The organism is Telluria sp. ZB4P37 (assembly GCF_059685855.1).
In genome coordinates this window covers 1-25,804 of record NZ_JCASID010000021.1, presented here as the reverse complement: position 1 = coordinate 25,804, position 25,804 = coordinate 1, and the positions used below count along the sequence as shown (strand labels likewise).

At 63.3% G+C, this 25,804-nt stretch carries 26 protein-coding genes and 1 tRNA gene; 13 read left to right on the top strand and 14 right to left on the bottom strand.

What is annotated here, in order from left to right; genetic code table 11:
• Window positions 1-38: 38 nt before the first annotated feature.
• The gene (locus AC56K1_RS21745) at window positions 39-2,126 is read left to right on the top strand and encodes a M13 family metallopeptidase (RefSeq protein WP_497159865.1); all 2,088 of its coding nucleotides are present in this window, start codon (window positions 39-41) and stop codon (window positions 2,124-2,126) included.
• A 70-nt stretch (window positions 2,127-2,196) separates the two neighbouring features.
• On the opposite strand, the gene AC56K1_RS21740 is transcribed toward AC56K1_RS21745, so the two are convergent.
• Entirely contained in the window at window positions 2,197-2,652 is a 456-nt protein-coding gene (locus AC56K1_RS21740) for a fasciclin domain-containing protein (protein ID WP_497159864.1), read from the bottom strand.
• Window positions 2,653-2,870: 218 nt separating this feature from the next.
• Here AC56K1_RS21740 and AC56K1_RS21735 point away from each other — a divergent pair, with 218 nt between their 5' ends.
• Window positions 2,871-3,419, top strand: a complete 549-nt coding sequence (locus tag AC56K1_RS21735) for a hypothetical protein (protein WP_497159863.1) — start codon at window positions 2,871-2,873, stop codon at window positions 3,417-3,419.
• A 798-nt stretch (window positions 3,420-4,217) separates the two neighbouring features.
• A complete protein-coding gene (locus AC56K1_RS21730; protein WP_497159862.1) occupies window positions 4,218-4,619 on the top strand; it encodes a PEP-CTERM sorting domain-containing protein in 402 nt (133 codons plus the stop codon).
• Window positions 4,620-4,679: 60 nt separating this feature from the next.
• Here AC56K1_RS21730 and AC56K1_RS21725 read toward each other — a convergent pair whose 3' ends face one another.
• Together AC56K1_RS21725 and AC56K1_RS21720 are read right to left on the bottom strand one after the other, a co-directional pair.
• Complete coding sequence (locus AC56K1_RS21725; protein WP_497159861.1) at window positions 4,680-5,390, bottom strand: LytR/AlgR family response regulator transcription factor; 711 nt, start codon at window positions 5,388-5,390, stop codon at window positions 4,680-4,682.
• The gene (locus tag AC56K1_RS21720) at window positions 5,390-6,460 is read right to left on the bottom strand and encodes a sensor histidine kinase (protein WP_497159860.1); all 1,071 of its coding nucleotides are present in this window, start codon (window positions 6,458-6,460) and stop codon (window positions 5,390-5,392) included. The genes AC56K1_RS21725 and AC56K1_RS21720 overlap by 1 nt, the downstream gene beginning before the upstream one ends.
• 137 nt (window positions 6,461-6,597) lie before the next feature.
• On the opposite strand from AC56K1_RS21720, the gene AC56K1_RS21715 reads away from it, so the two are divergent.
• Window positions 6,598-7,491, top strand: a complete 894-nt coding sequence (locus AC56K1_RS21715) for a DJ-1/PfpI family protein (RefSeq protein ID WP_497159859.1) — start codon at window positions 6,598-6,600, stop codon at window positions 7,489-7,491.
• Window positions 7,492-7,674: 183 nt separating this feature from the next.
• Here AC56K1_RS21715 and AC56K1_RS21710 read toward each other — a convergent pair.
• A tRNA-Phe gene (locus AC56K1_RS21710) sits at window positions 7,675-7,750 on the bottom strand.
• 120 nt (window positions 7,751-7,870) lie between these two features.
• On the opposite strand from AC56K1_RS21710, the gene AC56K1_RS21705 reads away from it, so the two are divergent.
• The 6 genes from AC56K1_RS21705 to AC56K1_RS21680 all read left to right on the top strand — a co-directional run bounded on the left by AC56K1_RS21705 (window position 7,871) and on the right by AC56K1_RS21680 (window position 14,199).
• Window positions 7,871-9,088, top strand: coding sequence for an FAD-dependent monooxygenase (locus AC56K1_RS21705; RefSeq protein WP_497159858.1), 1,218 nt, complete (start codon window positions 7,871-7,873; stop codon window positions 9,086-9,088).
• Between the two features lie 28 nt (window positions 9,089-9,116).
• Window positions 9,117-9,839 carry a DsbC family protein gene (locus AC56K1_RS21700; protein ID WP_497159857.1) on the top strand — a complete coding sequence of 241 codons (723 nt, stop codon included), beginning with the start codon at window positions 9,117-9,119 and terminating at the stop codon, window positions 9,837-9,839.
• A gap of 15 nt (window positions 9,840-9,854) precedes the next feature.
• Window positions 9,855-10,313, top strand: coding sequence for a (2Fe-2S)-binding protein (locus AC56K1_RS21695; RefSeq protein WP_497159856.1), 459 nt, complete (start codon window positions 9,855-9,857; stop codon window positions 10,311-10,313).
• Between the two features lies 1 nt (window position 10,314).
• Complete coding sequence (locus tag AC56K1_RS21690; RefSeq protein ID WP_497159855.1) at window positions 10,315-10,887, top strand: nucleotidyltransferase family protein; 573 nt, start codon at window positions 10,315-10,317, stop codon at window positions 10,885-10,887.
• Window positions 10,888-10,984: 97 nt separating this feature from the next.
• A complete protein-coding gene (locus AC56K1_RS21685; protein ID WP_497159854.1) occupies window positions 10,985-12,805 on the top strand; it encodes a M61 family metallopeptidase in 1,821 nt (606 codons plus the stop codon).
• 80 nt (window positions 12,806-12,885) lie between these two features.
• Window positions 12,886-14,199, top strand: coding sequence for an amidohydrolase (locus tag AC56K1_RS21680; protein ID WP_497159853.1), 1,314 nt, complete (start codon window positions 12,886-12,888; stop codon window positions 14,197-14,199).
• 28 nt (window positions 14,200-14,227) lie between these two features.
• Here the strand turns inward: AC56K1_RS21680 and AC56K1_RS21675 are convergent, their stop codons facing one another.
• The 8 genes from AC56K1_RS21675 to rpe all read right to left on the bottom strand — a co-directional run bounded on the left by AC56K1_RS21675 (window position 14,228) and on the right by rpe (window position 21,143).
• The gene (locus tag AC56K1_RS21675) at window positions 14,228-14,734 is read right to left on the bottom strand and encodes an energy transducer TonB family protein (protein ID WP_497159852.1); all 507 of its coding nucleotides are present in this window, start codon (window positions 14,732-14,734) and stop codon (window positions 14,228-14,230) included.
• Between the two features lie 77 nt (window positions 14,735-14,811).
• The gene (gene trpC, locus AC56K1_RS21670; protein WP_497159851.1) at window positions 14,812-15,612 is read right to left on the bottom strand and encodes an indole-3-glycerol phosphate synthase TrpC; all 801 of its coding nucleotides are present in this window, start codon (window positions 15,610-15,612) and stop codon (window positions 14,812-14,814) included.
• Between the two features lie 9 nt (window positions 15,613-15,621).
• A complete protein-coding gene (locus AC56K1_RS21665) occupies window positions 15,622-16,260 on the bottom strand; it encodes a LysE family translocator (protein WP_497159850.1) in 639 nt (212 codons plus the stop codon).
• Window positions 16,260-17,309 carry an anthranilate phosphoribosyltransferase gene (gene trpD, locus AC56K1_RS21660; protein WP_497159849.1) on the bottom strand — a complete coding sequence of 350 codons (1,050 nt, stop codon included), beginning with the start codon at window positions 17,307-17,309 and terminating at the stop codon, window positions 16,260-16,262. The genes AC56K1_RS21665 and trpD overlap by 1 nt, the downstream gene beginning before the upstream one ends.
• A gap of 207 nt (window positions 17,310-17,516) precedes the next feature.
• Entirely contained in the window at window positions 17,517-18,080 is a 564-nt protein-coding gene (locus AC56K1_RS21655; protein WP_497159848.1) for an anthranilate synthase component II, read from the bottom strand.
• Window position 18,081: 1 nt separating this feature from the next.
• Entirely contained in the window at window positions 18,082-19,578 is a 1,497-nt protein-coding gene (trpE, locus tag AC56K1_RS21650; protein WP_497159847.1) for an anthranilate synthase component I, read from the bottom strand.
• Window positions 19,579-19,771: 193 nt separating this feature from the next.
• Complete coding sequence (locus AC56K1_RS21645; RefSeq protein ID WP_497159846.1) at window positions 19,772-20,470, bottom strand: phosphoglycolate phosphatase; 699 nt, start codon at window positions 20,468-20,470, stop codon at window positions 19,772-19,774.
• Window position 20,471: 1 nt separating this feature from the next.
• Window positions 20,472-21,143 (bottom strand): ribulose-phosphate 3-epimerase, encoded by a 672-nt coding sequence (gene rpe / locus AC56K1_RS21640; protein WP_497159845.1) that lies wholly within the window; start codon window positions 21,141-21,143, stop codon window positions 20,472-20,474.
• Between the two features lie 179 nt (window positions 21,144-21,322).
• Between rpe and apaG the strand changes: the two genes are divergently transcribed.
• Window positions 21,323-21,697 carry a Co2+/Mg2+ efflux facilitator ApaG/CorD gene (gene apaG / locus AC56K1_RS21635; RefSeq protein ID WP_497159844.1) on the top strand — a complete coding sequence of 125 codons (375 nt, stop codon included), beginning with the start codon at window positions 21,323-21,325 and terminating at the stop codon, window positions 21,695-21,697.
• Window position 21,698: 1 nt separating this feature from the next.
• On the opposite strand, the gene AC56K1_RS21630 is transcribed toward apaG, so the two are convergent.
• Complete coding sequence (locus AC56K1_RS21630; protein ID WP_497159843.1) at window positions 21,699-21,836, bottom strand: hypothetical protein; 138 nt, start codon at window positions 21,834-21,836, stop codon at window positions 21,699-21,701.
• Window positions 21,837-21,846: 10 nt separating this feature from the next.
• On the opposite strand from AC56K1_RS21630, the gene mltA reads away from it, so the two are divergent.
• Window positions 21,847-23,079, top strand: coding sequence for a murein transglycosylase A (gene mltA / locus AC56K1_RS21625; protein ID WP_497159842.1), 1,233 nt, complete (start codon window positions 21,847-21,849; stop codon window positions 23,077-23,079).
• A gap of 3 nt (window positions 23,080-23,082) precedes the next feature.
• Here mltA and AC56K1_RS21620 read toward each other — a convergent pair whose 3' ends face one another.
• On the bottom strand, window positions 23,083-24,300 hold the full coding sequence (locus AC56K1_RS21620; protein WP_497159841.1) for an MFS transporter: 1,218 nt from the start codon (window positions 24,298-24,300) through the stop codon (window positions 23,083-23,085).
• A gap of 172 nt (window positions 24,301-24,472) precedes the next feature.
• On the opposite strand from AC56K1_RS21620, the gene AC56K1_RS21615 reads away from it, so the two are divergent.
• Window positions 24,473-25,252 carry an enoyl-CoA hydratase gene (locus AC56K1_RS21615; protein ID WP_497159840.1) on the top strand — a complete coding sequence of 260 codons (780 nt, stop codon included), beginning with the start codon at window positions 24,473-24,475 and terminating at the stop codon, window positions 25,250-25,252.
• The last annotated feature ends 552 nt before the right edge of the window (window positions 25,253-25,804 follow it).

The window sequence follows — 25,804 nt, the reverse complement described above, 5'->3', positions numbered from 1 at the left end:
ATTAGCATCGACCGGTTCCCAACAATACGGAGAGAGACATGAAGCGCAGCTTGTGCACCAGTTTGATAGCGGGCCTGTTCGCAGCCCAGTGCGCGGCCCACGCAGGCACGCATGATGGCGCGCACGCCACCGCGACCGCAAGCCCGGCGCCCTCGGCCTCTGCCGCAGGCGCGGCATCCGGCATCGATGTCGCCGCGATGGACCGCGGCGTGCGTGCACAGGACGACTTCTTCCGCCACACCCAGGGCACATGGCTCAAGGATGTGGACATCCCGTCGGACCGTTCGAGCTGGGGCGCTTTCAACATCGCCCAGGACCGGGTCGAGCAGCAGATCCGCACCATCGTCGAGCAAGCCGTCGCAGCGAAGAACGCGCCGGCGGGTTCCGACGCGCAGAAGATGGGCGACTTCTACACCAGCTTCGTGGACGAGCAGCGCCGAAATGAACTGGGACTGGCGCCCTTGAAAGGCGAACTGGCGCGCATCGCGGCGGTCAAGGACAAGCGTGCACTGGCCGCGCTGATGGCGCGCTTCACCCGGATCGGCGCCGGCGCGCCGGTGGACATGTACGTCCACCAGGACAACAAGGATCCGACCCGCTACATCGTCGACATCAACCAGTCCGGCCTGGGCCTGCCTGACCGCGACTATTACCTGTCGCTCGACGACGCCCGCCTGAAGGATATCCGCGCCAAATACCTGCTGCATGTCGAGAAGATGCTGGCGCTGGCTGGCCATGCCGATGCCGCCGCCGAGGCGCAGCAGATCGTCGCGCTCGAGACCGAGATTGCGCGCGTCCAGTGGAGCAAGGTCGAGAACCGCGACCCGGTCAAGGGCTACAACAAATTCACGCTGGCGCAGATGCGCAGCCTCACGCCGTCCTTCGACTGGAAGGCTTACCTGGCGGGCACCGGCGCCGGCAAGGTCGATTCCGTCATCGTCAGCCAGCCTTCGTACCTAGCAGCGCTCGACAAGCTGATCGCCGCCACGCCCCTTACCGTGTGGAAGCCGTATTTCGAGTTCCGCCTGCTCAGCGCCTATGCGCCCTACCTGTCGCAGGCCTTCGTGGACGAGAGCTTCGCGTTCCGCGGCACCGTGCTCTCCGGTGCCAAGGTGAACCGCCCGCTGGACAAGCGCGCCATTGCCGAGATCAACCGCAATCTCAGCGAAGTGGTCGGCAAGGCCTATGTGGCCCAGCACTTCCCGGCCGAGCGCAAGCAGCAGGTCGAGGAGATGGCGAAGAACTTCATCACCGCCTTCGGCGAAGGCATCGAGCTGCTCGACTGGATGACGCCGGAAACCAAGAAGCAGGCGCAGGTGAAGCTTTCGAAGATCAAGGTCAAGATCGGCTACCCCGACAAGTGGCGCGATTACGCCAAGCTGAAGATCGTGCGCGGCGACCTGGTCGGCAACGTACTGCGTTCGCGCGAATTCGGCCACGAGTACAACGTCAGCCGCCTGGGTAAACCAGTGGACCGCAGCGTGTGGAGCATGTCACCGCAGACCGTGAATGCCTATTACAGCCCGGAGCTCAACGAAGTCGTGTTCCCGGCGGCGCGCCTGCAATACCCGCTGTACGACGCGAATGCCGAACCGGCCGTGAACTACGGCGCGGTCGGCATCTCGATCGGCCACGAGATCAGCCATGCCTTCGACGACCAGGGGTCGCAGTTCGACGGTGATGGCAATCTGCGCAACTGGTGGACCAAGCAGGATGCCGAGCAGTTCGCCGCGCGCGGCAAGGTGCTGGTGGCGCAGTACGGCGCCTACAGCCCGCTGCCGGGCTACACCGTGAACGGCGAGCTGACCCTGGGTGAGAACATTGCCGACAACGCCGGCGCCATCATGGCCAACCGCGCCTACAAGATCTACCTGAAGGGCAAGCCTGGCCCCGTGATCGACGGCTTTACTGCCGAGCAGCGCCTGTTCATGGGCCTGTCGCAGGCCCGCAAGGGCAAGGCGCGCGACGCGGCACTGGTCGCCCAGGTCAAGTCGGACCCGAACTCGCCGGCGGAATTCCGCGTCAACGGCAGCCTGCGCAACCATCCGGGTTTCTATGAAGCCTTCGAGGTCAAGCCGGGCGACAAGATGTACTTGGCGCCGCAGGAGCGTGTGATTTTCTGGTAAACCTTGCTTCCTTGCTCAAAAAGATAACGCCACCCAAGGGTGGCGTTATGCATTTGCAAGCTGCTGGGGCTTATTTCGGCATGATCACCGAGTCGATCACGTGGATGACGCCGTTGTCGGCTTCCACGTCGGTCTTGACGACCTTGGCCTTGTCGACCATCACGTTCTTGCCCTTGACGCTCACCATCAGGCTGCTGCCCTCGACCGTCGCGACCGTGCCCGGCTTGACGCTGGCAGCCATCACCTTGCCCGGCACCACGTGGTAGGTCAGGATCTTGGTCAGTGCCGCCTTGTCCTTCAGCAGCGCATCCAGCTTGGCTTTCGGGATCTTGGCGAAGGCTGCGTCGGTCGGTGCGAACACGGTGAATGGGCCCGGACCCTTGAGCGTGTCGACCAGGCCCGCCGCCTGGACAGCCGCGACCAGGGTAGTGAAGCTGCCGGCCGACTTGGCGGTGTCGACGATGTCGGCAGCCTGTGCGGCGGAAAGCGAGAGTGCCATGACGGCGCCGAGTACCAGTTTCTTCATCTTGAGCTCCTTGGGGGTGGGTTTGTACCGCTGTTGTATTAGAATTTAAGAGGTTATAAACGATATGTCCAGTTGTGAACCGCTTTTATGGCGCATTATGCGGTTCAAAACAGTGTCAAGCGCGGACTGACGAACCAGTAGTGGATGCTTGAACAGGATCGTCGGGACACCAGGCACGCGTGCTATTCTCGTTGTTCAGCTACTAAATTTCGGGAAACATGAAATCCATTTCAACTGCCCTCGTCGGTATGCTCCTGCTTGCCGGCTGCGCCACGCCCGGCTCTACCGACTCGCGCGACCGGTTCATGGCTACGCTGCAGGGCATGTGCGGCCAACGCTTTGAAGGCGGCTTGGCCTATGCGATCGACCCGAACAGTGAATTCCGCGGCAAGAAGATTTCGACCGAAGTCGTGTGCACACCGGCCGGCGTGCGCATACCGGTGCTGGTCGGCGAAGACCGTTCGCGCACCTGGATCGTCACCCGTCCAGCTGCCGGCCTGGAGTTGCGGCACGATCACCGCCACGCGGACGGCAGCCCCGATGCGGTCACCATGTACGGCGGACTCGCGAAAGAGGGCGGTACGGCGCGCGCGCAATCCTTCCTCGCCGATGCCCAAACCGCCAGGATGGTTCCCGGCGCCGAGACCAATGTCTGGACCCTCAGCCTCAGCGAAAACGGGAAGGTACTGAGCTATCGTCTGGAACGGCATGCGAAGCCACGTGCGGAATTCGTCATGACGCGGGTGGCGGGTCCGGGCACGAACTGATTCACCCCAATGGCGGCACGTTTTCTGTCATGACGGTGCGCCAGTTTGTAAAGATGGGAAGGCCACCGATAATGGTGATTTATCGCAACGAAGAATTTGTGCGGAAACTAAAATACGACAGCCCTGGTTTGGCGTTGTGCGGTACTCAGGGGCTTCGAAGACTTCCTTACGCGAACGGGAAAGATCGACAGGAAACGTTCATTATCCGTGAGAAATCTTGCCGAAATGATAGCACGCCTCTTTACCGGACCGAACGGGAGCGAGGGAAGTCCGTCTTGAAACAAAAACGCCACCCGAAGGTTAATGCCGGTCACTTTGGCATTAACCCGAAGGTGGCGCTTTGCTTTACTTGTTCACAGGTTTCGCTACGGCTTTTCTTCTCACATACCCTTGGTTGAGGCGAGCTATTTTCGATCGAATGCTATCGTCTGTTTTCAAATTCACTGGCCAAAACCCTTCCAAAAGCACTGACGACACGGTAATCGATGGTGAATTCAGGGAAAAGAAAGAATGAGGGGTGATCGCCTCGCCGATTGTCTGGTCGGCAGATCGCCTGCGCTAACGACATCTCTAACGATCCCATGCATAGTTCACTGAGTCTGAGTCGCCGTTTCGGCTGTCTTCGAAAAGGTTCATAGCACGACCGCTTCCATGCGGGCTGTCCGACTGCTGCCGGGTCGTGCGCGCAAGGGCTTCACCGTGCGTTCGACCTTTGATCCCGTCGCGGACTTACCCGGCCGTGGTGAATAGGTAACGGACCGGAGCAGCCAGGTAGCCGTCGAGTTCAGGATCGGGAGCATGACCTACCACTACACCGGCAGCGGAGAGACATCGGCAAACGTCTATACGCCGTTCGATACGGGAGATGCGTATCGTCATGAGGTCGAACTGGCCAATCTGTACTTCTCGCAAATCGGATATGCGCCGACAGGCACGCTTGGCCCCGGCGGCGCGCTGACCATGCGCAACGTTGGCGGCATCACCAGTGACCTTTTCGGGATCAATGCATACCCTTCCAATCCTGATGCGCCCGGCTTCTGGGCGATGAGTGGCAAGGCAACCAGCTTTTCCGTACAGGTCATGAGTGCCGTACCGGAACCGGCGTCGTACGCGTTGTCGGCCGCAGGGCTTTTCGTGCTCGGCCGGAGGCGCGTGCGGGCGTTAGCCAGGAAGGTCGTCACTCCTTGCAGGTGCTATTAAGCCCGCGCTGCACATAATTTTCTGCCTTTGCCGTCGGGCAGGGTTCGCGGGAGGGTGTCGTTAGCCCGGCGTCAGGCGCTCCAGCACAGTCTTGCGGTAGCGTCGGCTCATGCGCAGGCGTTGGCCGGTTTCCAACACAACTTCATATTCGCCATCTTCGCGGATTTCCAACGCGCGGATGCGGTTGAGGTTGACGATCGCGGAGCGATGGATGCGGTAGAAGCCATGGACTGCCAGAAGGGCATCCAGGTCTGCCAGACTGCGCCGCAACATATGCTTGCGGCCGCAGGCGTGCAGCGTTGAGTAGTAGTCACTGGCTTCGATCCAGTCGATCTCTACATATTTCACCGCCTCCAGCGTGTTGCCGTTCTTGACGATAAAGCGTTGCGTTTCACTGGGTACGCTCAGGCGCTCCTTCACGCGTTCAAGCACGCGCTTGAAGCGCTGATCATCGAAGGGCTTCAGTAGGTAGTCCAGCGCGCCGACTTCAAATGCGCGCGCGGCGAACTGATGGTGGGCGGTGACGAAGACAATCGCGAAAGCGGGCGCCGGGCCGATACGGTCAAGTAGTTCGAAACCGTCGCATTCGGGCATTTCCACGTCGAGGAAAACCAGTTCCGGTTTGGATGTGGCGAGCGCGGTCAGCGCTTCTTCGGCGGAGCCGCACTGGCCCACCAAGGTGATGGTCGGATCGCGCGCCAGCAGCACGGCAAGGTTGCTGCGAGCGAGCGGTTCGTCATCGATAATCAGGACGCGCAAAAGGCGTTTCATTAGTTTGCGCGATAGGGAAGGGTAATCGTGGCCAGCACGCCGCTGGCAGTATTTTGCAGCGTCAACGATGATGCACCTCCATACAGCGCCTGCAAGCGTTGGCGCGTATTGGAGATACCTACGCCTTCTACAATTTTTTTCGGCAACAATTGGCCGTCGTTTAGGACGCCCAGCGTCAGCGTATCGCCGCTGCGTGCCGCAGTAACGCTCAGCACTCCGCCCTTGGCTCGTTTGGCGATGCCATGCTTGATGGCGTTTTCAACCAGCGGCTGGAGGATGAAGTCCGGTACATGGGCTTGCATCAGCGCGGCAGGCAAGTCGATCTGGATGCGCAGCCGCTCGGCAAAGCGCATCTGCTGTATATCCAGGTACTTGCGCAGGAAATCGGCTTCGTCGTCCAGCGTCACGTACTGGCGTTCCGAACGGTCAGTCACGCGCCGCATCAGGTGGCCCAGCCCTGCAATCATGGTGATCGCTTCGCTGTGCTTCTCTTGGCGGATCAGGCCCGTGACTGCGTTCAAGGCATTGAAGATGAAATGCGGCTCAAGTTGCAAGCGCAGTGCTGATAACTGAGCCTGGGCCAGCAACTCCGACAGGCGTGCGCTCGCCGCTTGCTGCTGCAGGAGTCGGTGGCGCGTGTCGAAAGCGACGCTGAGCGTCGCGATCGCACCATACAGGATCACGTCGCCAACAAGCGTGCCAAGGAATTTTGCCTTCCACAGCGGCCAGAATGGATCGGAGCCTTTGGGATAGGCAAAGGGATTGGTCGTGTGTTCAAGCAATGCGGCCCAGGTGGCCCATGCAAGGCCGAAGCCGAGGCACGCAGCAATATGCACGAGCCACGGCGCAGCCGTTTTCGATGGCAGGGGGAAGCGCTGCAGCAATGTCAGCGCGACGGGTGTGAGCAGCGCCCAGGGCGCCCAGGAAGCCATCGCCACGAAGAACAGCGTCCACCAGGCGTGATCCATGCCCATGGCCCGCATCGACACCACGGTCTGGGTGGCATCGAACAAGGCCAGGGCCAGCCAGGCGCCTGCCACGTAAGAGTTTTTTGTCATGGTGGCCATCATAGAAGGGAAATCCGGTTCCGGGCGAAGGTTTGCAGCGAAACCACGCCAGCATGCAGCAAGGCGCCTCGTGCAGCCGCCGACGCGGTGGGACACTACATGCTCCGCCACTGACGTGGCATTTCCCTTGAAAAGACCTCATGAACAGACGTGACCTCTTTCGCTTCTCTACCGCGATGGGGTTGACGGCGACGCTCCCCGCTTCGGGACAAGCGAAGCCGCAGCCCGCTCCTGCCGCGCCCAATCGGCTGCAACCGCCCGCAGAAGGCAGCATCCCGGTGGCCTTTCTGCTATCCGACAACGCGGTGGTGATTGACTTTGCAGGACCTTGGGAAGTATTTAGCAACGTCAGCGTGCCTGGACGCGCAGCGGACCCGGTGTTCCAGCTATACACGGTTGCCGCAACTGCGGCTCCGATCACTGCCAGTGGCGGAATGATCGTCGTCCCGAACTACACGTTTGCCAATGCGCCTGCGCCTAAAGTCATCGTCATCCCGGCGCAAAGCGCGCGCAACGAGGCGGTGTTGGCCTGGGTGAGGGAGACGGCGCGCACCGCGGACTTGACGATGTCGGTCTGCACCGGTGCTTTCCTGCTCGCCAAGACCGGGCTGTTGACGGGCAAGCCGGCCACCACCCATCACTCCGCTTACAACGAATTTGCGATGGAATTCCCCAACGTTTCGCTCAAGCGTGGCGCGCGCTTTGTCGAAGCTGGCAACCTTGCCAGCTCCGGCGGGCTTTCCTCCGGCATCGACCTGACGCTGCGCGTGGTGGAACGGTATTTCGGTCGCACAGTGGCGAAAAACACCGCCAATACGCTGGAATATCAAGGGCAGGGGTGGTTGGACCCTTCTTCGAACATGGCCTACGCCAAGCGCCGCCTCTCCACCGAACAGCATCGGATCTGTCCGGTGTGCGAAATGGAGGTGGACAAGGGGGCCGCCTCATCTTCCGTCTATCGTAAGCGGACTTACTACTTCTGCATGGATGCCCACAAGAAGACGTTCGATGCGAGCCCGGCAAGCTTCACGTGATCCGATGAGTTTGATCACGCGAGATGATGGTCTCGTTTTCACTTAAGTAATTCGTCATGTTCGCCGACACACGATCCTTGGCACAAACACCGGACGTCCGGAAATAGACCGGACACAAGGACTGTGAAGTCCAGAAACGGCAACGCCCACTTGCATGAGTGGGCGTTGCGTGAACGATGTTCTTGGTGGCCCGGGGCGGAATCGAACCACCGACACAAGGATTTTCAATCCTCTGCTCTACCAACTGAGCTACCAGGCCAAGAGAGGCATGATTATAGCCAGCGATTTTCATCTGCGCAAGCCCCTGAGCTCACTGAACAATTGCCGCGCGCTCCGAAGCGCCCGGGCGCGCTGTTGACATCTCGCTATAATGTGTCTTATGACTACGACCACCGCCCAGCACCGCAGCGACGTCTGCATCGTCGGCAATGGCGCCATCGCCAAGACCGCCGCCCTTGGTTTAGCCCAGTCGGGATACAGCGTCACCCTGCTGGTGCCGCCATCGCGCCCGGCGCCGGAAAAACCGGCCGTCTCAAGCGCCGACAAGCCCTGGGATGCGCGGGTCTATGCCCTGAACCACACGGCGCATGACCTGCTGGCCTCGCTCAAGGTCTGGGGCGCCCTCGACCTGGCGCGGGTGCAGGCGGTCGATGCGATGGACATCCACGGCGACGGCAAGCAGGGCGGCAACCTCGGTTTCGACGCTTTCGGCGCCCATGTCGGCACGCTGGCCTGGATCGTCGAGGACAGCAACCTGAACGCGGCGCTCGATGCAGCGCTCAAGTTCGCCGCCAACGTCCAGGTGGTTTCCGGTTGCGCCATCAAGCTCACGTGCAGCGAACTGGGGGCGGGCGTGCAGCTCGAAGACGGCACGGCTATCGCCTGCGAACTGGTGGTCGGCGCCGACGGCCGCGAATCCTGGGTGCGCGGGCAGTGCGACATCGGGGTCGATTACCGCATGTACCACCAGCGCGCCATCGTCACCAATTTTGCCTGCGACAAGCCGCACCACGGCGTGGCCTACCAGTGGTTCACCTGCGCGGACGGCGTGATCGCGCTGCTGCCGCTGCCGGGCAACCGGGTGTCGCTGGTGTGGTCGGCCCCGGAAACCCTGGCCGATACGCTGATGGACGAGTCGCTCGGAGAAATGGCGATCCGCCTGGGCGAATACGCCGATGACAAGCTCGGCACGCTGCGTCCGCTGCAGCCGGAAGACGTCAAGTCGGTGCCGCTGGCGCTGGTGCGCCCGCATTCGATCGTCGCGCCGCGCGTGGCGCTGGTGGGCGACGCCGCCCACGCGGTGCACCCGCTGGCCGGCCATGGCATGAACCTGGGCTTCGGCGACATCGTCGACCTGCTCGCCGTGTTGCGCGAGCGCGAAGACCGGCGCGGCATCGCCGACGAGCGCGTGCTCGCCCGCTATGCCCGCAAGCGCAAGGAAGACGTGCTCTTGATGCAATGGGCAACCGACGGACTGGAGCGCTTGTTCGGCGCCAACCTCGAACCAGTGCGCGTGGTACGCAATTTCGGATTAAACTTGCTCGATAAATTGCCAGGTGTTAAGCGCCGCCTGATGGCGCACGCGATGGGCAAGTAATCCGCAAGTAACTATTTAAGGAAATACCATGTTGAAAACGAAGGTTGCCGTCTTGCTGGCGACGGGCCTGCTGGCATCCTGCGTCGAGGCGCAGAACACGACCGAAGCAGGCATCAAGAAGGCGCTCGAACCGCGCCTGGGCGGCGCCAAGATCGAATCGATCCGCGAGACGCCCTATAGCGGCCTGTATGAAGTGCGCGTGGCCGGCGACATCCTGTATACCGACAAGAAGGGCGACTACCTGTTCATCGGCCGTGTCTACGACACCAAGACCTCGACCGACCTGACCACCGCCCGGATCGAAGAGATCAACAAGATCAAGTTCTCCGACCTGCCGCTGGAGATGGCCCTCAAGCAGGTCAAGGGTAACGGCAAGCGCACCATCGCCGTGTTCGAAGACCCGAACTGCGGCTACTGCAAGCGCCTGCGCCAGACCACGCTCAAGGAAATCGACAACGTCACGATCTACACCTTCATGTACAACATCCTGTCCGAGGATTCGTTCGTGAAGTCGAAGAACATCTGGTGCGCCTCCGACCGCCTTAAAGCCTGGGATGACTGGATGATCAACGGTAAGCTGCCGCCGACGGCACCAAGCGCCTGCGAGTCGCCGAACGACAAGGTCGCCGCCCTCGGCCAGAAACTCAAGATCCAGGGCACGCCGGCCATCTTCTTCACCGACGGCAGCCGCATCCCGGGCGCGATCGACCTGAAGTCGCTGGAAGCGAAGCTGCAGTCTCTGAGCAAGTAAGCAGGAAGCGCCCACGTGGTCACCTTGCACATCAACGGGCGCGACCTGGAGGTCGACGCCGATCCCGCCACGCCCATCCTGTGGGCGCTGCGCGACAACCTGAACCTGACCGGCACCAAGTTCGGCTGCGGCGCGGCGCTGTGCGGCGCCTGCACCGTTCACCTGGACGGCCACCTGGTCCGTTCCTGCATCACGCCGATTGCGAGCGCACAGGGCTTGAAGATCACGACCATCGAAGCGATGGAAGCCGATACGGTCGGCAAGGCGGTGCAGGACGCCTGGGTCAGGCACGACGTGCCGCAATGCGGCTACTGCCAGAGCGGGCAGGTGATGAGTGCCGTGGTCCTGCTGCGCACCAACAAGCGCCCGAGCGACGCCGACATCGATAGCGCGATGAACGGCAACATCTGCCGCTGCGGCACCTACCAACGCATCCGCGCAGCCATCAAGGATGCCGCCGACACCCTCGCCTGACATGCTTCTTTCCGGCATCCTGCTTGCCGCCGGACGCGGGCGCCGTTTCGATCCTTCAGGATCACGCAACAAGCTGCTGCAGCGCCTTCCCTGCGGCGACCTGGTGGTCGCCGCCAGCGCGCGCCGGCTGCTGTCCTGTCTTCCACGGGTTGTCGCGGTCGTGCCGTCTGACGATGGCGGCGTGGCCGATGCACTGCGCGCGCTCGGCTGCGAGGTCACGGTGTGCGCGCAGGCCGATACCGGCATGGGCGCATCGCTGGTCCATGCGATCCGCCATGCGCTGCCTGCCGATGGCTGGCTGGTGGCGCTCGGCGACATGCCCTTCGTGCAGGACGCCACGCTGGCACGGCTGCGCGACGCGGTGGAGAACGGCGCCGGCATTGCCGTTCCGGTGAGCGGCGGGCAACGCGGTAATCCGGTGGCCTTCGGCGCCCGCCATCTCGACGCGCTGCTTGCGCTGGGCGGCGACCAGGGCGCGCGCCGCCTGCTCCTTGGCCATCCGGTCACCGAGATCGAGGTCGACGACCCCGGCATCCTGTGTGATATCGACAGCCCTTCCGACCTCCCTGTATGACATGACATATGCATGGCATTGTTTCCCGCCGTGATCGAATCCGATTACACTAGGAAGAACAACAACTATAAGCCGGCCGGACGACCACGATCCCATCATGAAGAAACCATCCCAGAAAAAGCAGCCCGCCATTCAGTACACCATCGTGCCGCAGGACCTGGCCGGCCACCTGTTCAAGGTGACCCTCACGGTCGCGGACCCAAGCCCGGAGGGACAGGTGTTCGCGCTGCCGGCCTGGATCCCGGGCAGCTACATGATCCGTGAGTTCGCCCGCAACATCGTGCGCATCCGTGCCGAAAGCGGCGGCCTCGAGGTCGCGCTGGTCAAACTGGACAAGCATTCGTGGCGCGCCGCGCGCACTGCCGGCCCGCTGACCCTGCACTACGAGGTCTATGCCTGGGACCTGTCGGTGCGCGCCGCCCACCTCGACCAGACCCACGGTTTCTTCAACGGCACCAGCGTGTTCCTGCGCGTGGCCGGCCAGGAAGGTTTGGCGCACCAGGTCGACATCCAGCGTCCCGCCGACCCGGCCGCGAAAGGCTGGCGCGTCGCCACCGCCATGAAGGAACTCGGCGCGAAACGCTACGGCTTCGGCACCTATGTCGCGGGTGACTACGACGAGCTGATCGACCACCCGGTGGAGATGGGCGACTTCGAACTGTCCACCTTCACCGCCTATGGCATCCCGCACGACATCGTCATCACCGGGCGCGTGCCCAACCTGGACATGGCGCGCCTGCAGGCGGACCTGAAAGCGATCTGCGAAACCCAGATTGCCTTCTTCGAGCCGCAGACCCGACGCGCGCCGATGGACCGCTATGTGTTCATGACGATGGCGGTTGGCGACGGCTACGGCGGCCTGGAACACCGCGCCTCGACCGCCCTGATCTGCGCCCGCGCCGACCTGCCGTGCACGGCCAGCGCCAAGAGCGCCGAGCCGGGCGAAGGCTACCTGCGTTTCCTGGGCCTGTGCAGCCACGAGTACTTCCACACCTGGAACGTCAAGCGCATCAAGCCGGCGGTGTTCGCGCCCTACGACCTGCAGACCGAGAACTACACGCCGCTGCTCTGGCTGTTCGAGGGCTTTACCAGCTATTACGACGACCTGATGCTGGTACGTGCCGGGATCATCGGCGAAGCGGCTTACCTGAAACTGCAGGCCAAGACCATCGGCGGCGTCCTGCGCGGCAGCGGCCGCACCAAGCAGAGCGTGGCCGATTCGAGCTTCGACGCCTGGAGCAAGTACTATCGCCAGGACGAGAATTCGCCGAACGCCATCATCAGCTATTACACCAAGGGCTCGCTGATCGCACTGGCCTTCGACCTGACCATCCGCGCCAGGACCGGCGGCGCCAAATCCCTTGATAACGTGATGCTGGCGTTGTGGGAGCGCTTCGGGCGCGATTTTTATGCCGGTGCAGGGCGCGGCGTGACGGAAGCCGAAGTCGAGGCGATCTTCGACGAAGTCTGCGGCGCGAAGCTGCGCACCTTGTTCGAGCGCTGGGTGCGCGGCCTGGAAGACCTGCCGCTGGCCAAGCTGTACGCCCCCTTCGGCGTCAAGCTGGTGGACGAGCGCAAGAACGCCAAGGCCTCGCTCGACGTCGGCGTCAGCCGCGACCCGGCGGGCGCCAAGCTGACCCAGGTCCATGAAGGCGGCGCCGCGCACCGGGCCGGCCTGTCGGCGCAGGACATCGTCATCGCCATCGACGGCCTGCGCGTCAACGGCAATCCATCGAACGTCGACACGCTGGTGGCGCGCTACCGCGTCGGCGACAAGGTGGTGGTGCATGCTTTCCGGCGCGATGAGCTGATGAGCTTTGACGTTACCCTTCAGGGCGACCGCGTGCCATGCATCACCCTGTCGCAGGCAGTCGCCGGCAAGAAGTCGTCGGCCTTGAAGCGTCCAAGCGTCATCTGAGGCGCCTGCGTTTCGCATCACCGTAGCGTGGGCAGGTTCTCCTGCCCCCGCGTTCAACCAGTGCCAGCCCCGAGGTCCATTTGAAAACTGCCCTGTACAGCATCGCCGCCGTCCTCACCCTCGCCACGACTCCTGCATCGGCCCAGCTCCCCGCACCCCTCAAATCCGACGTCACCACCCGCGTCAACGCCATGTACCCCTGGCTCGACACGGTCTACAAAGACCTGCACGCCCATCCCGAAATCGCCTTCCAGGAAGCCCGCACCGCCGGCAAGCTGGCTGCCGAGATGCGCAAGCTCGGCTTCGAGGTCACCGAAAAGGTCGGCAAGACCGGCATGGTCGCGGTCCTGAAGAATGGCGCCGGTCCGACGGTGCTGGTGCGCACCGAGATGGACGGCCTGCCGATGGAAGAAAAAACCGGCCTGCCGTATGCCAGCCGCGCCCGCGCCATGAGCGACGGCCGCGAAAGCTTCGTCACGCACAGCTGCGGCCACGACGTGCACATGGCGAGCTGGCTCGGCAGCGCACGTACCCTGGTCGAACTCAGGTCGCAGTGGAAGGGCACCCTGGTATTCATCGCCCAGCCGGCGGAAGAAGTGGCCGGCGGCGCGAAGGCGATGCTCGACGACGGCCTGTTCAAGCGCTTCCCCAAGCCCGACTATGCATTCGCGCTGCATTCCTGGCCGCTGGCGCATGGAACGGTCGGCTTCAATTCCGGCCCGGTCTCGTCCAATTCGGACACCATCGAATTCGTGTTCAAGGGCCGCGGCGGCCACGGCTCGGCGCCGGACAAGTCGCTCGACCCGATCACGATCGCCGCGCGCTTCGTGGTGGACGTGCAGACCGTCATCAGCCGCGAGAAGGATCCGAAGGAATTCGGCGTGGTCACGATTGGCGCCATCCAGGGCGGCACTGTCGGCAACATTATCCCGGACAGCGTACTGGTGCGCGGCACCATCCGGTCGTACAGCCCGGCAGTGCGGGCCAAGCTGCTGGAGGGCGTGCGCCGGGTCGCCAATGCCTCCGCCGCCATGGCCGGCGCACCGGCGCCGGACCTGAAGTTCATCAGCGGCGGCGCGGCCATCGTCAACAGCGAAGCGCTGGTATTGAAGACCGAGGCCGTATTCAAGGATGCCTTTGGCGCGGCCAACGCCCAGCGCATGCCGGCCATGACGGCCAGCGAAGACTTCTCGGTCTTCGTCAACGAAGGCGTGCCCTCGATGTTCTTCTTCACCGGCGTGTACGACCCGAAAGCGGTAGCCGAGGCCGAGCGCGAAGGGGGCAAGCCGATCGCCTTCAACCATTCGCCCTTCTATGCGCCGGTGCCGGAGCCGTCGATCAAGACCGCCGCACAGGCCATGAGCCTGGCCGTGCTGAACGTACTCCGGCGCTGAACGTGCCCGCCTCCTCGGGGGCGGAATCTCACTCCTGCGGTCCGGCGAGCGAACGTAGCTGGAAGCGGTAGCTCGCGTCGAACAGGAAAGTTTCCGAGAAGGTCATCGCGCCGCTGTTCCTCACCAGCAGTCCATCGGGCCGGGGCAGCGGACCGCTGCGCCGCATCGACGCCAGTGCGACCTGCGACGCCTCGGGGTCGCGCGAGCGCTGCACCTGCACGTCGGTCAGCTGGCCTTCCTTGTCCACGGTAATGTTGACGACCACGATGGCGGGCAGCATCGGCGGTAGCTGGCCGCTGAAGATGCGGTCCGCGTTGCGGTCGACGATGTGGCGCGCCACGCTCGCCTTGTAGGCTTCCAATGTCAGCGACGGGGGCGGGACGGGAGCGGCCGCCGGCAGTGGGGCGACGATGACGGTAACCCGGCTTTCAGGTGCCGCATCGGGAGGGGGCGGGCCCGCGCATCCGCACAGGACTGCCAGCAGCGCAGTTGGCAGGATTGGGGGCCGCGCTTTACTGCCAAGAGGGATGTTCATGGTGGATGAATGAAGATCGCAGGTTGGCGCTTCGAGAGCGCTCTCCTTTGACTCGTCAATTCATCCGGAGTTCCGGATCACCCAAACAGGCGCTGCAACTCAACCCCAGGCTCCGGCGCGCGCATGAATGCCTCCCCGACGAGGAAGGCATGCACGTCCGCCTCGCGCATGCGCTTCACGTCGGCCGGCCCCATGATCCCCGATTCCGTCACGACGATGCGTTCCGGCGGAATGCGCGGCAGCAGTCCCAGCGTCGTCTCCAGCGTTACCTCGAAGGTGCGCAGGTTGCGGTTGTTGATGCCCACCAGCGGCGTCTGCAGCTTGAGCGCCGCGGTCAGCTCGTCGCCATCGTGCACCTCGACCAGCACGTCCATGCCCAGTTCGTGCGCGCAGGCTTCCAGTTCCGCCATCAGCCCATGGTCCAGCGCCGACACGATCAGGAGGATTGCATCCGCCCCCATCGCACGCGCTTCGTAGACCTGGTACAGGTCGACCATGAAGTCCTTGCGGATGACCGGCAGGGTGCAGGCGGACCTAGCCTGGCGCAGGTATTCCACCGAGCCCTGGAAGAACTGCACGTCGGTCAGCACCGACAGGCAGGCCGCGCCATGTTCGGCGTAGCTCTGCGCGATCGCCGCCGGCTGGAAGTCCGGCCGCAGCACGCCTTTCGAGGGCGAAGCCTTTTTCACTTCCGCGATGATGCCGGCATGGCCAGCCGCAATCTTGCTGCGCAGGCTGTTTTCGAAACCACGGATGCCGCAGCGTGCTTCGGCGTCGCTCTCCACCTCGCGGCGCAGGCTGAACAGGTCGCGGTGCTTTTTCGCCGCGGCCACTTCGTCGGCCTTGACAGCCAGGATTTTGTTGAGGATGTCGGACATGGAAAACCTTTAATTCTGCTCAGCCAGGGCGAGCTTGATGCCGAGCCAGGCGAACAGGCCGCCGGTAACCCGGTTGAGCCACAGCGAGGCGGTCTGGTTGATCTTGATGCGGGCGCTGGCAAAGGCGGTGAAGAGCGCGAGGCCGCAACACCACAGCATGCCGTTGACGTTGAAAATGCAGCCCAGGACGATGAAGGCCAGCGTCTTGGTCGGCGAAGCCGCATCGATAAACTGCGGCACGAAGGCCAGGAAGAACAGCGCCACCTTCGGGTTCAGCACATTGGTCAGCACGCCCTGTGCGAAGATTTTTCGGTAGGGCAGGGGCGTCACCGCCAGCGGCGCAGCCGTCGTGGCGCTGCTCCGGCGGCTGCGCAGCAGGCCAATCGCCATGTACAAGATGTAGGCCGCCCCGATGTATTTGACTACCGTGAAGGCGGTAGCCGAGGTGGCGAGGATCGCCGACAGCCCGAGCGCCGCCGCCAGCACATGGACCAGGGTCCCGGCGCCGATACCCAGCGCCGCCGCCACGCCCGCGCGCCAGCCCTGGGTGGCGCTGCGCGCCATGATCAGCAGCGAATCCGGTCCCGGCATGATGTTCAGCAGCAATCCCGAGATGACGAACAGCGCCAGGTCGTGGATGCCGAACATCAGCGCGCACCGACCTGTGACCCTGCCAGCTGCCGGGTCACCTGCACGAACTGCTCGAGCTTGGCGGTCGCCGCGCCGGAGGCGATCGCCGCGCGTGCTTTCGCCAGGCCTTCCTCGATCGAAGCGCTCACACCGGCCGCATACAGCGCGGTGCCGGCATTGAGCGCCACGATGTCGGTGGCAGGTCCCGGCTCGCCGCGCAGGGCTTCCAGCACGCGCAGCTTCGATTCGGCCGTATCGGCCACTTTCAGGTTGCGGCTCGAGATCATCGACATGCCGAAGTCTTCCGGATGGATCTCGTATTCGCGGATCTCGCCGTTGACCAGTTCACCGACCAGGGTGCCCGCGCCGAGCGAGACCTCGTCCATGTTGTCGCGGCCCCAGACCACCATCGCATGCTGGGCGCCGAGGCGCTGCAGCACGCGCACCTGGATGCCGACCAGGTCGGGATGGAACACGCCCATCAGGATGTTCGGCGCGCCGGCCGGGTTGGTCAGCGGACCCAGGATGTTGAAGATGCTGCGTACACCCAGTTCGCGGCGCACCGGCGCCACGTGCTTCATCGCCGCATGGTGGTTGGGCGCGAACATGAAGCCGATGCCGGTCTGGGCGATCGACTGCGCGATCTGCTCGGGTTTCAGGTCGATGCAGGCGCCCAGCGCTTCGATCACGTCGGCGCTGCCGCTCGAAGACGACACGCTGCGCCCGCCATGCTTGGCCACGCGTGCACCGGCGGCTGCCGCCACGAACATCGAGGCGCTGGAGATATTGAAGGTGTTGGCGCCGTCGCCACCGGTGCCGACGATGTCGAGCAGGTTGGTGGTGTCGGCCATCGGCACCTTGGTCGAGAACTCCCGCATGACCTGGGCGGCGGCGGTGATCTCGCCGATGGTTTCCTTTTTTACGCGCAGGCCCATGGTCAATGCCGCCACCATGGTCGGCGACATCTCGCCCGACATGATCTGGCGGAACAGGTGCAGCATCTCGTCGTGGAAAATTTCGCGGTGTTCAATACAGCGCAGCAGGGCTTCTTGTGGGGTGATCGGCATGGCGGGTCCAGTATGGTGAAAGTCGGTTGCTCGTCGCTCGCTCGTCGCTCGCTCCGCGCCCTGAGCTTTGTCATCCCCGCGCAGGCGGGGATCCAAGTTTTTTCGTGCTGCCAGCGCCGAATCGAGTGGTGCGCGGCGAACTTAGGTTCCCGCCTTCGCGGGAACGACGGTCTTGAGAATGGTGGGCTAAACAGGAGCCGTGTAATCTCAGCGCCCGAGAAAATTCTTTAACAGCGCATGCCCATGCTCCGACAAAATCGACTCCGGATGAAACTGCACACCCTCGATGTCGTATTCCTTGTGGCGCACGCCCATGATTTCGCCGTCGTCGGTCCAGGCGGTCACTTCAAGGCAGTCCGGCAACGACGCGCGTTCGATCGCCAGCGAGTGGTAGCGGATCACGGTGAAGGGGCTGGGCAAGCCCTTGAACACGCCTTCGCCGGTATGGGCGATCAGCGAGGTCTTGCCGTGCATGACCTGCTTGGCGCGGATTACCTTGCCGCCAAAGGCTTCGCCGATGGCCTGGTGGCCCAGGCACACGCCCAGGATCGGCAGTTTGCCCTTGAATTCGCGCAGGATGTCGAGCGAAATGCCGGCATCCTTCGGCGCCTTCGGGCCCGGTGAAATGCAGATACGCTCGGGCGCCATCGTCTCGATCTGCTCGAGCGTGATCTGGTCGTTGCGCACGGTGTGGACATCCTCGCCCAATTCGCCCAGGTACTGGACGATGTTATAGGTGAACGAGTCGTAGTTATCGATCATTAAGAGCATGTCAGAACTCCCCATCCAGGCCATCTTGCACTTGCTCGGCCGCGCGCAGCACGGCGCGCGCCTTGTTTTCGGTTTCCTGCCATTCCATCTCGGGGATCGAATCGGCCACGATGCCGGCCGCAGCCTGCACGTACAGGTTGCCGTCCTTGATCACGCCGGTGCGGATCGCGATCGCCACGTCCATCTCGCCCCCGAAACTCAGGTAGCCGCAGGCGCCGCCGTAGATGCCGCGTTTTACAGGCTCGAGTTCGTCGATCACTTCCATCGCGCGCACCTTTGGCGCACCGGTCAGAGTGCCGGCCGGGAAGGTGGCGCGCAGCACGTCCAGGTTGGACATGCCGTCTTTCAGCTTGCCCTCGACGTTCGAGACGATGTGCTGCACGTGCGAGTATTTTTCGATGACCATGCGATCGGTCACCTTCACGCTGCCGGTGTCCGCAATGCGGCCGATGTCGTTGCGCGCCAGGTCGATCAGCATCACGTGTTCGGCGACCTCCTTCGGGTCCGACAGCAGTTCGGCGGCCAGCTCGGTGTCGCGTTCCGGCGTCGCGCCGCGCGGGCGGGTGCCGGCGATCGGGCGCAGCGTGACCTTCTTGCCGCCCTCGGCCAGTGCCTCGTTGCGCACCAGGATTTCCGGCGAGGAGCCGACGATCTGCATGTCGCCGAAGTTGTAGTAGTACATGTACGGCGACGGGTTCAGCGAGCGCAGCGAACGGTAGAGCGAGAGCGGCGAATCGACATAGGGCTTGCGGATGCGCTGGCCGATCTGTACCTGCATCAGGTCGCCCGCCATCACGTAGTCGTGGGCTTTCGCCACCGCCTGCAGGTAGTCTTCCTTGCTGAACTCGCGCACCGCCTCGGTGCGGACGGAACTCGAGGTCACCGGCGCATCCACGCTCCGGCGCAGCATCATGCGCAGGTCTTTCAGGCGCTGGCGCGTCTTCATGTAGGCCTCCGGCTGGGCCGGGTCGGCATACACGATCAGGTACAGCTTGCCCGACAGGTTGTCGATCACCGCCAGTTCTTCGGTCAGCATCAGCTGGATATCCGGCAGCCCGAGCGTGTCCGGCGGGGCGCTGTCGGCCAGCTTGCGCTCGATGTGGCGCACGGTGTCGTAGCCGAAGTAGCCGGCCAGGCCGCCGCAGAAGCGCGGCAGGCCAGGGCGCAGGGCGACCCGGAAGCGCGCCTGGTAGGCTTCGATGAAGTCGAGCGGGTTGCCCTCGTGCGTCTCGATCACTTCGCCGTGCTTGACGATCTCGGTAAGGCTACCGGAGGTGCGCAAGAGCGTGGACGCGGGCAGGCCGATGAAGGAATAGCGGCCGAAGCGCTCGCCGCCGACGACCGACTCGAGCAGGAAGGTGTTCTTGCCGGCTCCCTGCGACTGGGCCAGCTTGAGGTAGAGCGTGAGCGGGGTCTCTAAATCGGCGAAGGCTTCCGCGATCAATGGAATGCGGTTATAGCCCTGGTTTGCCAGCGACTTGAATTCGAGTTCGGTCATGCTTTTCTCCAGTCCGCCCAAGGGAAGTGTAGGGCGGTGGTTCAGTTCAAAAACCTGCCGGAGAACGAATGCATCCGGCAGCAATCAACGCGGGTCAGTTAGCCCAGGATTGCCAGCGTCGCCACAGCCAGGCCTCGAGGGCGCCGGTCTGGTTGACAGTGTGTTTTTTGGTGAAAAACATGTATAGATAAGTTCAGGTTGTAGTGCGGTTGTGGGCAGCGATCAGGTGTGCCGCGTCGAGCAGCGAACCAACTATACCATCGGAATTAATTTCTTGTACAGGCCGTCCGTGGTTATAACCATATGGCACGGTGAGCACATAACAGCCGGCCGCGCGCGCCGCTTCGGCATCGTTCGACGAGTCGCCGATGGCGACCACCTGGCACGGTGGCAAGTCGAAGGCGCTGCACACGCCCAGCAGCGGCATCGGGTCAGGCTTCTTCTTCGGGAAGGAGTCGCCGCCATACACCAGCTCGAACCACTCGGCCAATCCCTTTTGCGCGAGCAGCGGGGTAGTAAAGGCCATCGGCTTGTTGGTGACGCAGGCCAGCCGCAGGCCGAGTGACTTGAGGGCGGCGAGGCCTTCGAGCACGCCGTCGAACAAGGTAGAGTGGTCGCCGTTGATGGCAAGGTAGTGGCGCTGGTAGCCGGCACGCGCCTCGTCGAAGGCCGCATCGACACGTTCAGGCGCCCAGTCGAGCAGCAGGGCGTCACGCACCAGCTTTTCCGAGCCCTTGCCGATCAGCGGCTTGATGACCGCCTGCGTGACCGGCGCCAGCCCAAAGTCGGCGCGCATGCCGTTCAGGGCCGCCTCGAAGTCGGGCACCGTGTTGAGCATGGTGCCGTCCAGGTCGATGATGGCGGCCCGGATGGCCGCTGCGCCGGCCTGCATCTTATTTGCCGACCTTGGCCAGCTGGGCGCGCATCTCGTCGATCACGGCCTTGTAGTCCGGCTTGCCGAAGATGGCCGAGCCGGCCACGAAGGTGTCGGCGCCCGCGGCTGCCGCTTCGGCGATATTGTCGGCCTTGATGCCGCCGTCGACTTCCAGCAGGATGTCGCGGCCCGACTCGTCGATCATGCGGCGTGCAATCGCGATTTTCTTGATCGCCTGCGGAATGAAGGACTGGCCGCCGAAGCCCGGGTTGACCGACATGATCAGGATCATGTCGATCTTGTCCATCACATGGTCGAGGTAATGCATCGGCGTGTGCGGGTTGAACACCAGGCCGGCCTTGCAGCCGTTATCGCGGATCAGCTGCAGCGTGCGGTCGATGTGGTCCGAGGCTTCCGGGTGGAAGGTGATGATGTTGGCGCCGGCCTTGGCGAAATCGGGAATGATGCGGTCGACCGGCTTGACCATCAGGTGTACGTCGATCGGCACCTGCACGTGCGGACGGATCGCCTGGCATACCAGCGGACCGATGGTCAGGTTCGGGACGTAGTGGTTGTCCATGACGTCGAAGTGGATGATGTCGGCGCCGGCGGCGACGACATTGCGCACTTCTTCGCCCAGGCGGGCGAAATCGGCGGAAAGGATGCTGGGAGCGATGCGGTAGATAGTCATGGGCGGCAATGCAGGTAAAGTGAAGCCGCTATTCTACGCCGATGAGAGGGGCCGGTGCTGTGGCAGGACGCCGGTAAGGGGCGGCGCGGAGTATGATTGTCGTTTGCGCCACACCGGCGCGCCGGCTCGACAGCCGCGCATTATCCATCAACGTGTTGACGATCACGCAAGGAAATATCATGCCCGCCTATGAATTCGCTGTCAGCGTCAGGACCCAGCACCTGCCGGAACAGTCCAAACCGGACCGGGACCAGTTCGTGTTCAGCTACACCATCACCATCAAGAACACGGGCAGCGTCCCCGCCCAGCTGATCTCGCGCCACTGGGTGATCACCGATGCCAATAACACCGTCCAGGAAGTGCGCGGCCTGGGCGTGGTCGGCCACCAGCCGCTGCTCAAGCCGGGCGAAGAGTTCGAGTACACGAGCGGCACGCAGATGGCGACGGCCCAGGGCTCGATGTATGGGGAATACTTCTGCGTGGCCGAAGATGGTCATCGTTTCGAAGTGCCGATCCCCGAATTCGTGCTGACGCTGCCGCACGCGCTGCACTGAATTACTGCTGCCCCCCGGCGTCCCGGTCGTCCTGCGCCTCATCCTCCGGCACATCCTTGCGTCCGGCGAACATCGTCCACCAGACGATAAAGACGAGCAGGAACAGCGCCACGCCGGCTTCCACCATCAAGATCCACATATCGTTCCTTATGCTTTCGACACGCCGCAGTGTAACCGCTTCGCTTGCTCTCGTCGCCTTTTTGGCGGCCTGCTCGACCACCCCGCCGCCGCCACAGCCACCCAAGCCCGCCGACCCGGTGCGCATGCCGCCGCCGGTCGGGCCGGTGTATGTGCCCGAACAGCCGCCGCCGGCCCAGCCGACCCAGCCACCGGCGCCTGTTCCCTTGTTCACCCCGACGAGCTTCAGCGCCTTGCCGGGCTGGGAGCAGGACGACTTGCGCCAGGCCTGGCCGGCCTTCATGCAATCGTGCCGGGCGCTCATCAACAAGGCGGACTGGAAGAGCACCTGCGCCGCCGCACGCGCCGTTGACGCGGGCGATGTGGCAGCAGTGCGCCGCTTCTTCGAAGCCTACTTCGTGCCGAACCTGGTGCGCAGCAGCGATGGGGCGGACACGGGACTCATCACCGGCTACTACGAGGCCATGCTGTACGGTTCGCGCAAGCGCGGCGGTGCGTTCCAGACGCCGCTCTATGGCGTGCCTGGCGACTTGCTCACCGTGGACCTGGGCAGCATCTACCCGCAACTGAAGGGCATGCGCCTGCGCGGGCGTTTGTCCGGCAAGACCGTGGTGCCTTACAGTACCCGCGCCGAGATTGCGCGCGCGCCGCTGGCAGGCAAGGAGCTGCTGTGGGTGAACGACCCGGTCGAGTCCTTCTTCCTCGAGGTGCAGGGCTCGGGCCGCGTGCAGCTCGACACGGGTGAAACGGTGCGCGTTGCCTACGCCGAACAGAATGGCCATCCGTATAAAACCATCGGCCGATGGCTGGTGGAGCAGGGCGAACTGACCGCCGAGCAGTCGACGGCGCAGGGCATCCGCGCCTGGATCGCCGCCAATCCGGGGCGCCGCCAGGAGCTGTTCAACGTGAACCCCAGCTACATCTTTTTCCGCGAAGAGAAGCTGCCCGATCCTTCGCTCGGCCCGAAGGGCGCACTCGGCGTGCCGCTCACTCCTGGCCGTTCGGTGGCGATCGACCCAAGCTTGCTGCCGCTGGGCGCGCCGCTGTTCCTGGCGACGACCGAAGCAGGAAGCGAGGTGCCGATGCAGCGTTTGATGATGGCCCAGGATACCGGTGGCGCAATTCGCGGCGCGGTGCGTGCGGACTTCTTCTACGGCTTCGGTCCCGATGCGATGGACAAGGCGGGCAAGATGAAGCAGCGCGGCATGATCTGGGTGCTGCTGCCGCGCCTCGCCGTTCCGTAACGCCTATTCCTGTGCTGCGCGCAGGCGGGTGCCGAACACGCCGCCTGCCGCCAGCATGACGGCGCCCGCGGCGATGCAGGCCAGGGCCTCGCGTACGCCGAAGCCTTCTCCCAGTACGCCGGCTAACAGGGCGCCGAGCGGCGCGGCCGCCACGGTCAGCGCGCGCATCGTTGCCACCATCCGCCCCAGCACCGCATCCGGCGTCACCCGCTGGCGCAGCGCGATATACGGCACGAAGAACAGCGTCGCGCCGCAGTCGATCCAGAACACCACGACGGCGTAGGCCGCGACCGTCCAGCCATCGCTGCCAAAGAGCGCTTGGGGAATGGCCGGCACCATGGCGAAGCCGAGCGCGGACACGCACAGGCCGACCAGGATCCCGCCGCCGGTTCCGAAGCGCGTCGACAGCGGCTTGACCAGCAGCGAGGCGGCCAGCACGCCCAGGCCGCCCAGCATGTTCGCCATCCCCATGGTCCCCGGCGTCATGCCGAGGACGCGGGTGGCGAAGATCACGTGCAGGGCCGAGAACCCATAGAACAGCAAATGCCAGCAGGCGGAGACCCAGGCCAGCGTGCGCAGCAAAGGCTGGTTCCAGACGAAGGCCAGGCCTTCCTGGATATCCCGCAGCGGATGGGAATGTGATGGCGGTGGCTGTGGCTCGCGGGTGCGGATGCGGCGCAGGTTCAGCAGCGAGATCACGAAGCTGGCCACGTTGCACAGGATCGCGACCGGGGCGCCGAGCAGCTGCACCATACCACCTGCGAGGCCGGGGCCCAGGACGCGCGCGGCCGATTCGGTCGCCGCGAACTTCGACTGGGCGTCGACCAGGCCGTCGCGCCCCACCAGGAAGGTCAGGAACACCTGTTCGGCGCTGCCGCCCACCACGTGGCCGGCGCCGATCACGAAGCCCACCGCATACAGCCACTGAATGGTGAGCAGGTCGAGCCACCAGGCTGCCGGGATGGTGGCGAGGGCGATCGCGACCATCAGGTCACTGCACATGATGATGGGCAGGCGCCGGTTGCGGTCGAGCAGGACGCCGGACGGCAGGCCGAACAGCAGGAAGGGCAGGGACTCGAAGGCGGCCAGGATGCCCATCTGCCCCGGCGTCGCATGCAGGAACAGTACTGCACAGATCGGCAGGGCCAGCAGGGTGACCTGGGCGCCGAACTGGGCCAGGATGCTGCTGAACCAGAAACGGCGGAAATCCGCGTTGCGCATTATTGAATCGAGCGGGACGCGCTGTCGCAGCCAGTTGTTGCCGAACGAGGGAATAGTGATCTCACGCAGGATGTTGCTGAACAAATAATCATACCTGTGTTTGGCGCTGTTCAAGGCGTTACAATCGCGCGTCTAAGCTCCAATCCGTCTAACTTCACAAAGGGGATGCCACATGGAATATGCAGATCTGCTCATCGAACACCACGGCAAAGTCGTCGTAATCCGCCTGAACCGTCCGAAGGCGATGAATGCGCTGAACGACAACATGATGAATGAACTCGGCGACGCACTGCACCGCTTCGATGCCGATCCGGCCGTTAATGTCATTGTGCTGACCGGCAGCGATAAAGTTTTCGCAGCAGGGGCGGACATTGCGGCGATGGCGAACTACACCTATGCGGCGGATACCTATCCGGGCAACTATATTGGCCGCAACTGGGAACACATCCTGAACATTCGCAAGCCAGTGGTCGGCGTGGTGTCGGGTTATTGCCTGGGCGGTGGCTGCGAGCTGGCCATGATGTGCGATTTCCTCATCGCGGCGGACAATGCCAAGTTCGGCCAGCCGGAAATCAAGGTCGGCGTGACCCCGGGCGCCGGCGGCACCCAGCGCTTGCCGCGGGCGATCTCGAAGTCGAAAGCGATGGACATGCTGCTGACCACCCGCATGATCGATGCGGCCGAAGCCGAACGCACCGGCTTGGTGTCGCGTGTGTATCCGGCCGACAGCGTGATGGAAGAGGCGATCAAGGCGGCCCAGGACATCGCCGACATGCCGGTGTCGGTGGCCATGCAGATCAAGGATTGCGTCAACCAGGCCTACCAGATGCCGCTGACCGAAGGCGTGCGCTATGAGCGCCGCTATTTCCATGCCGGCTTCGGTACCCCGGCACAGAAAGAGGGCATGTCCGCCTTCCTCGAGAAGCGCAAGCCGAATTTCGACGGGCTCTGAGCTTCTATATGAAAGAAGGGGCGCAAGCCCCGCCGCAAGGCGCCGGTACGGCGCTTGGCGGCGAAAATACAACAGATGAATTGCCTCTTGCGTAAGCCCCGGCCGGTTGCTATAGTTCGCCTCCGCTTCGGGACACTCAGCAGTAAATGTTGATGTGAACACCTGAAAATGTTAACGTAATCAAGTGGTTACGGTGACAATGGTCCGCAGAGAAATCTGCAACGAAGCGAACGAGGGGTTGACGAGAAACGCGAAACGCTGCATACTCTCTCTTCTCTGCTGCTGACGAACACAACGCTTCGTCGAGTGCAGCAAGGCAGTACCGAATACGGTTCTTTAACAATTTACAGTCGATAAGTGTGGGCGTTTGATGAAGGTGCCAAGGGCTTCGGCTCTTGAATACTTAAATTATCAAATGTTCACAAAAAAGAAATACGTTGCTCAGCAATGAGTAACGGTCAGTATTTTGAGTGAGCGAACCCCGACCAATGGAAGGGGTTCGAAACCGGTAGCAATGCTGGTTTCGACAAACAGAGATTAAACTGAAGAGTT

Excerpts from the sequence above, each read along its gene's own strand:
- AC56K1_RS21745 (WP_497159865.1), top strand. The coding sequence starts at position 39 with ATGAAGCGCAGCTTGTGCACCAGTTTGATAGCGGGCCTGTTCGCAGCC.
- AC56K1_RS21740 (WP_497159864.1), bottom strand. The coding sequence starts at position 2,652 with ATGAAGAAACTGGTACTCGGCGCCGTCATGGCACTCTCGCTTTCCGCC.
- AC56K1_RS21735 (WP_497159863.1), top strand. The coding sequence starts at position 2,871 with ATGAAATCCATTTCAACTGCCCTCGTCGGTATGCTCCTGCTTGCCGGC.
- AC56K1_RS21730 (WP_497159862.1), top strand. The coding sequence starts at position 4,218 with ATGACCTACCACTACACCGGCAGCGGAGAGACATCGGCAAACGTCTAT.
- AC56K1_RS21725 (WP_497159861.1), bottom strand. The coding sequence starts at position 5,390 with ATGAAACGCCTTTTGCGCGTCCTGATTATCGATGACGAACCGCTCGCT.
- AC56K1_RS21720 (WP_497159860.1), bottom strand. The coding sequence starts at position 6,460 with ATGATGGCCACCATGACAAAAAACTCTTACGTGGCAGGCGCCTGGCTG.
- AC56K1_RS21715 (WP_497159859.1), top strand. The coding sequence starts at position 6,598 with ATGAACAGACGTGACCTCTTTCGCTTCTCTACCGCGATGGGGTTGACG.
- AC56K1_RS21705 (WP_497159858.1), top strand. The coding sequence starts at position 7,871 with ATGACTACGACCACCGCCCAGCACCGCAGCGACGTCTGCATCGTCGGC.
- AC56K1_RS21700 (WP_497159857.1), top strand. The coding sequence starts at position 9,117 with ATGTTGAAAACGAAGGTTGCCGTCTTGCTGGCGACGGGCCTGCTGGCA.
- AC56K1_RS21690 (WP_497159855.1), top strand. The coding sequence starts at position 10,315 with ATGCTTCTTTCCGGCATCCTGCTTGCCGCCGGACGCGGGCGCCGTTTC.
- AC56K1_RS21685 (WP_497159854.1), top strand. The coding sequence starts at position 10,985 with ATGAAGAAACCATCCCAGAAAAAGCAGCCCGCCATTCAGTACACCATC.
- AC56K1_RS21675 (WP_497159852.1), bottom strand. The coding sequence starts at position 14,734 with ATGAACATCCCTCTTGGCAGTAAAGCGCGGCCCCCAATCCTGCCAACT.
- trpC (WP_497159851.1), bottom strand. The coding sequence starts at position 15,612 with ATGTCCGACATCCTCAACAAAATCCTGGCTGTCAAGGCCGACGAAGTG.
- AC56K1_RS21665 (WP_497159850.1), bottom strand. The coding sequence starts at position 16,260 with ATGTTCGGCATCCACGACCTGGCGCTGTTCGTCATCTCGGGATTGCTG.
- trpD (WP_497159849.1), bottom strand. The coding sequence starts at position 17,309 with ATGCCGATCACCCCACAAGAAGCCCTGCTGCGCTGTATTGAACACCGC.
- AC56K1_RS21655 (WP_497159848.1), bottom strand. The coding sequence starts at position 18,080 with ATGCTCTTAATGATCGATAACTACGACTCGTTCACCTATAACATCGTC.
- trpE (WP_497159847.1), bottom strand. The coding sequence starts at position 19,578 with ATGACCGAACTCGAATTCAAGTCGCTGGCAAACCAGGGCTATAACCGC.
- AC56K1_RS21645 (WP_497159846.1), bottom strand. The coding sequence starts at position 20,470 with ATGCAGGCCGGCGCAGCGGCCATCCGGGCCGCCATCATCGACCTGGAC.
- rpe (WP_497159845.1), bottom strand. The coding sequence starts at position 21,143 with ATGACTATCTACCGCATCGCTCCCAGCATCCTTTCCGCCGATTTCGCC.
- apaG (WP_497159844.1), top strand. The coding sequence starts at position 21,323 with ATGCCCGCCTATGAATTCGCTGTCAGCGTCAGGACCCAGCACCTGCCG.
- AC56K1_RS21630 (WP_497159843.1), bottom strand. The coding sequence starts at position 21,836 with ATGTGGATCTTGATGGTGGAAGCCGGCGTGGCGCTGTTCCTGCTCGTC.
- mltA (WP_497159842.1), top strand. The coding sequence starts at position 21,847 with ATGCTTTCGACACGCCGCAGTGTAACCGCTTCGCTTGCTCTCGTCGCC.
- AC56K1_RS21620 (WP_497159841.1), bottom strand. The coding sequence starts at position 24,300 with ATGCGCAACGCGGATTTCCGCCGTTTCTGGTTCAGCAGCATCCTGGCC.
- AC56K1_RS21615 (WP_497159840.1), top strand. The coding sequence starts at position 24,473 with ATGGAATATGCAGATCTGCTCATCGAACACCACGGCAAAGTCGTCGTA.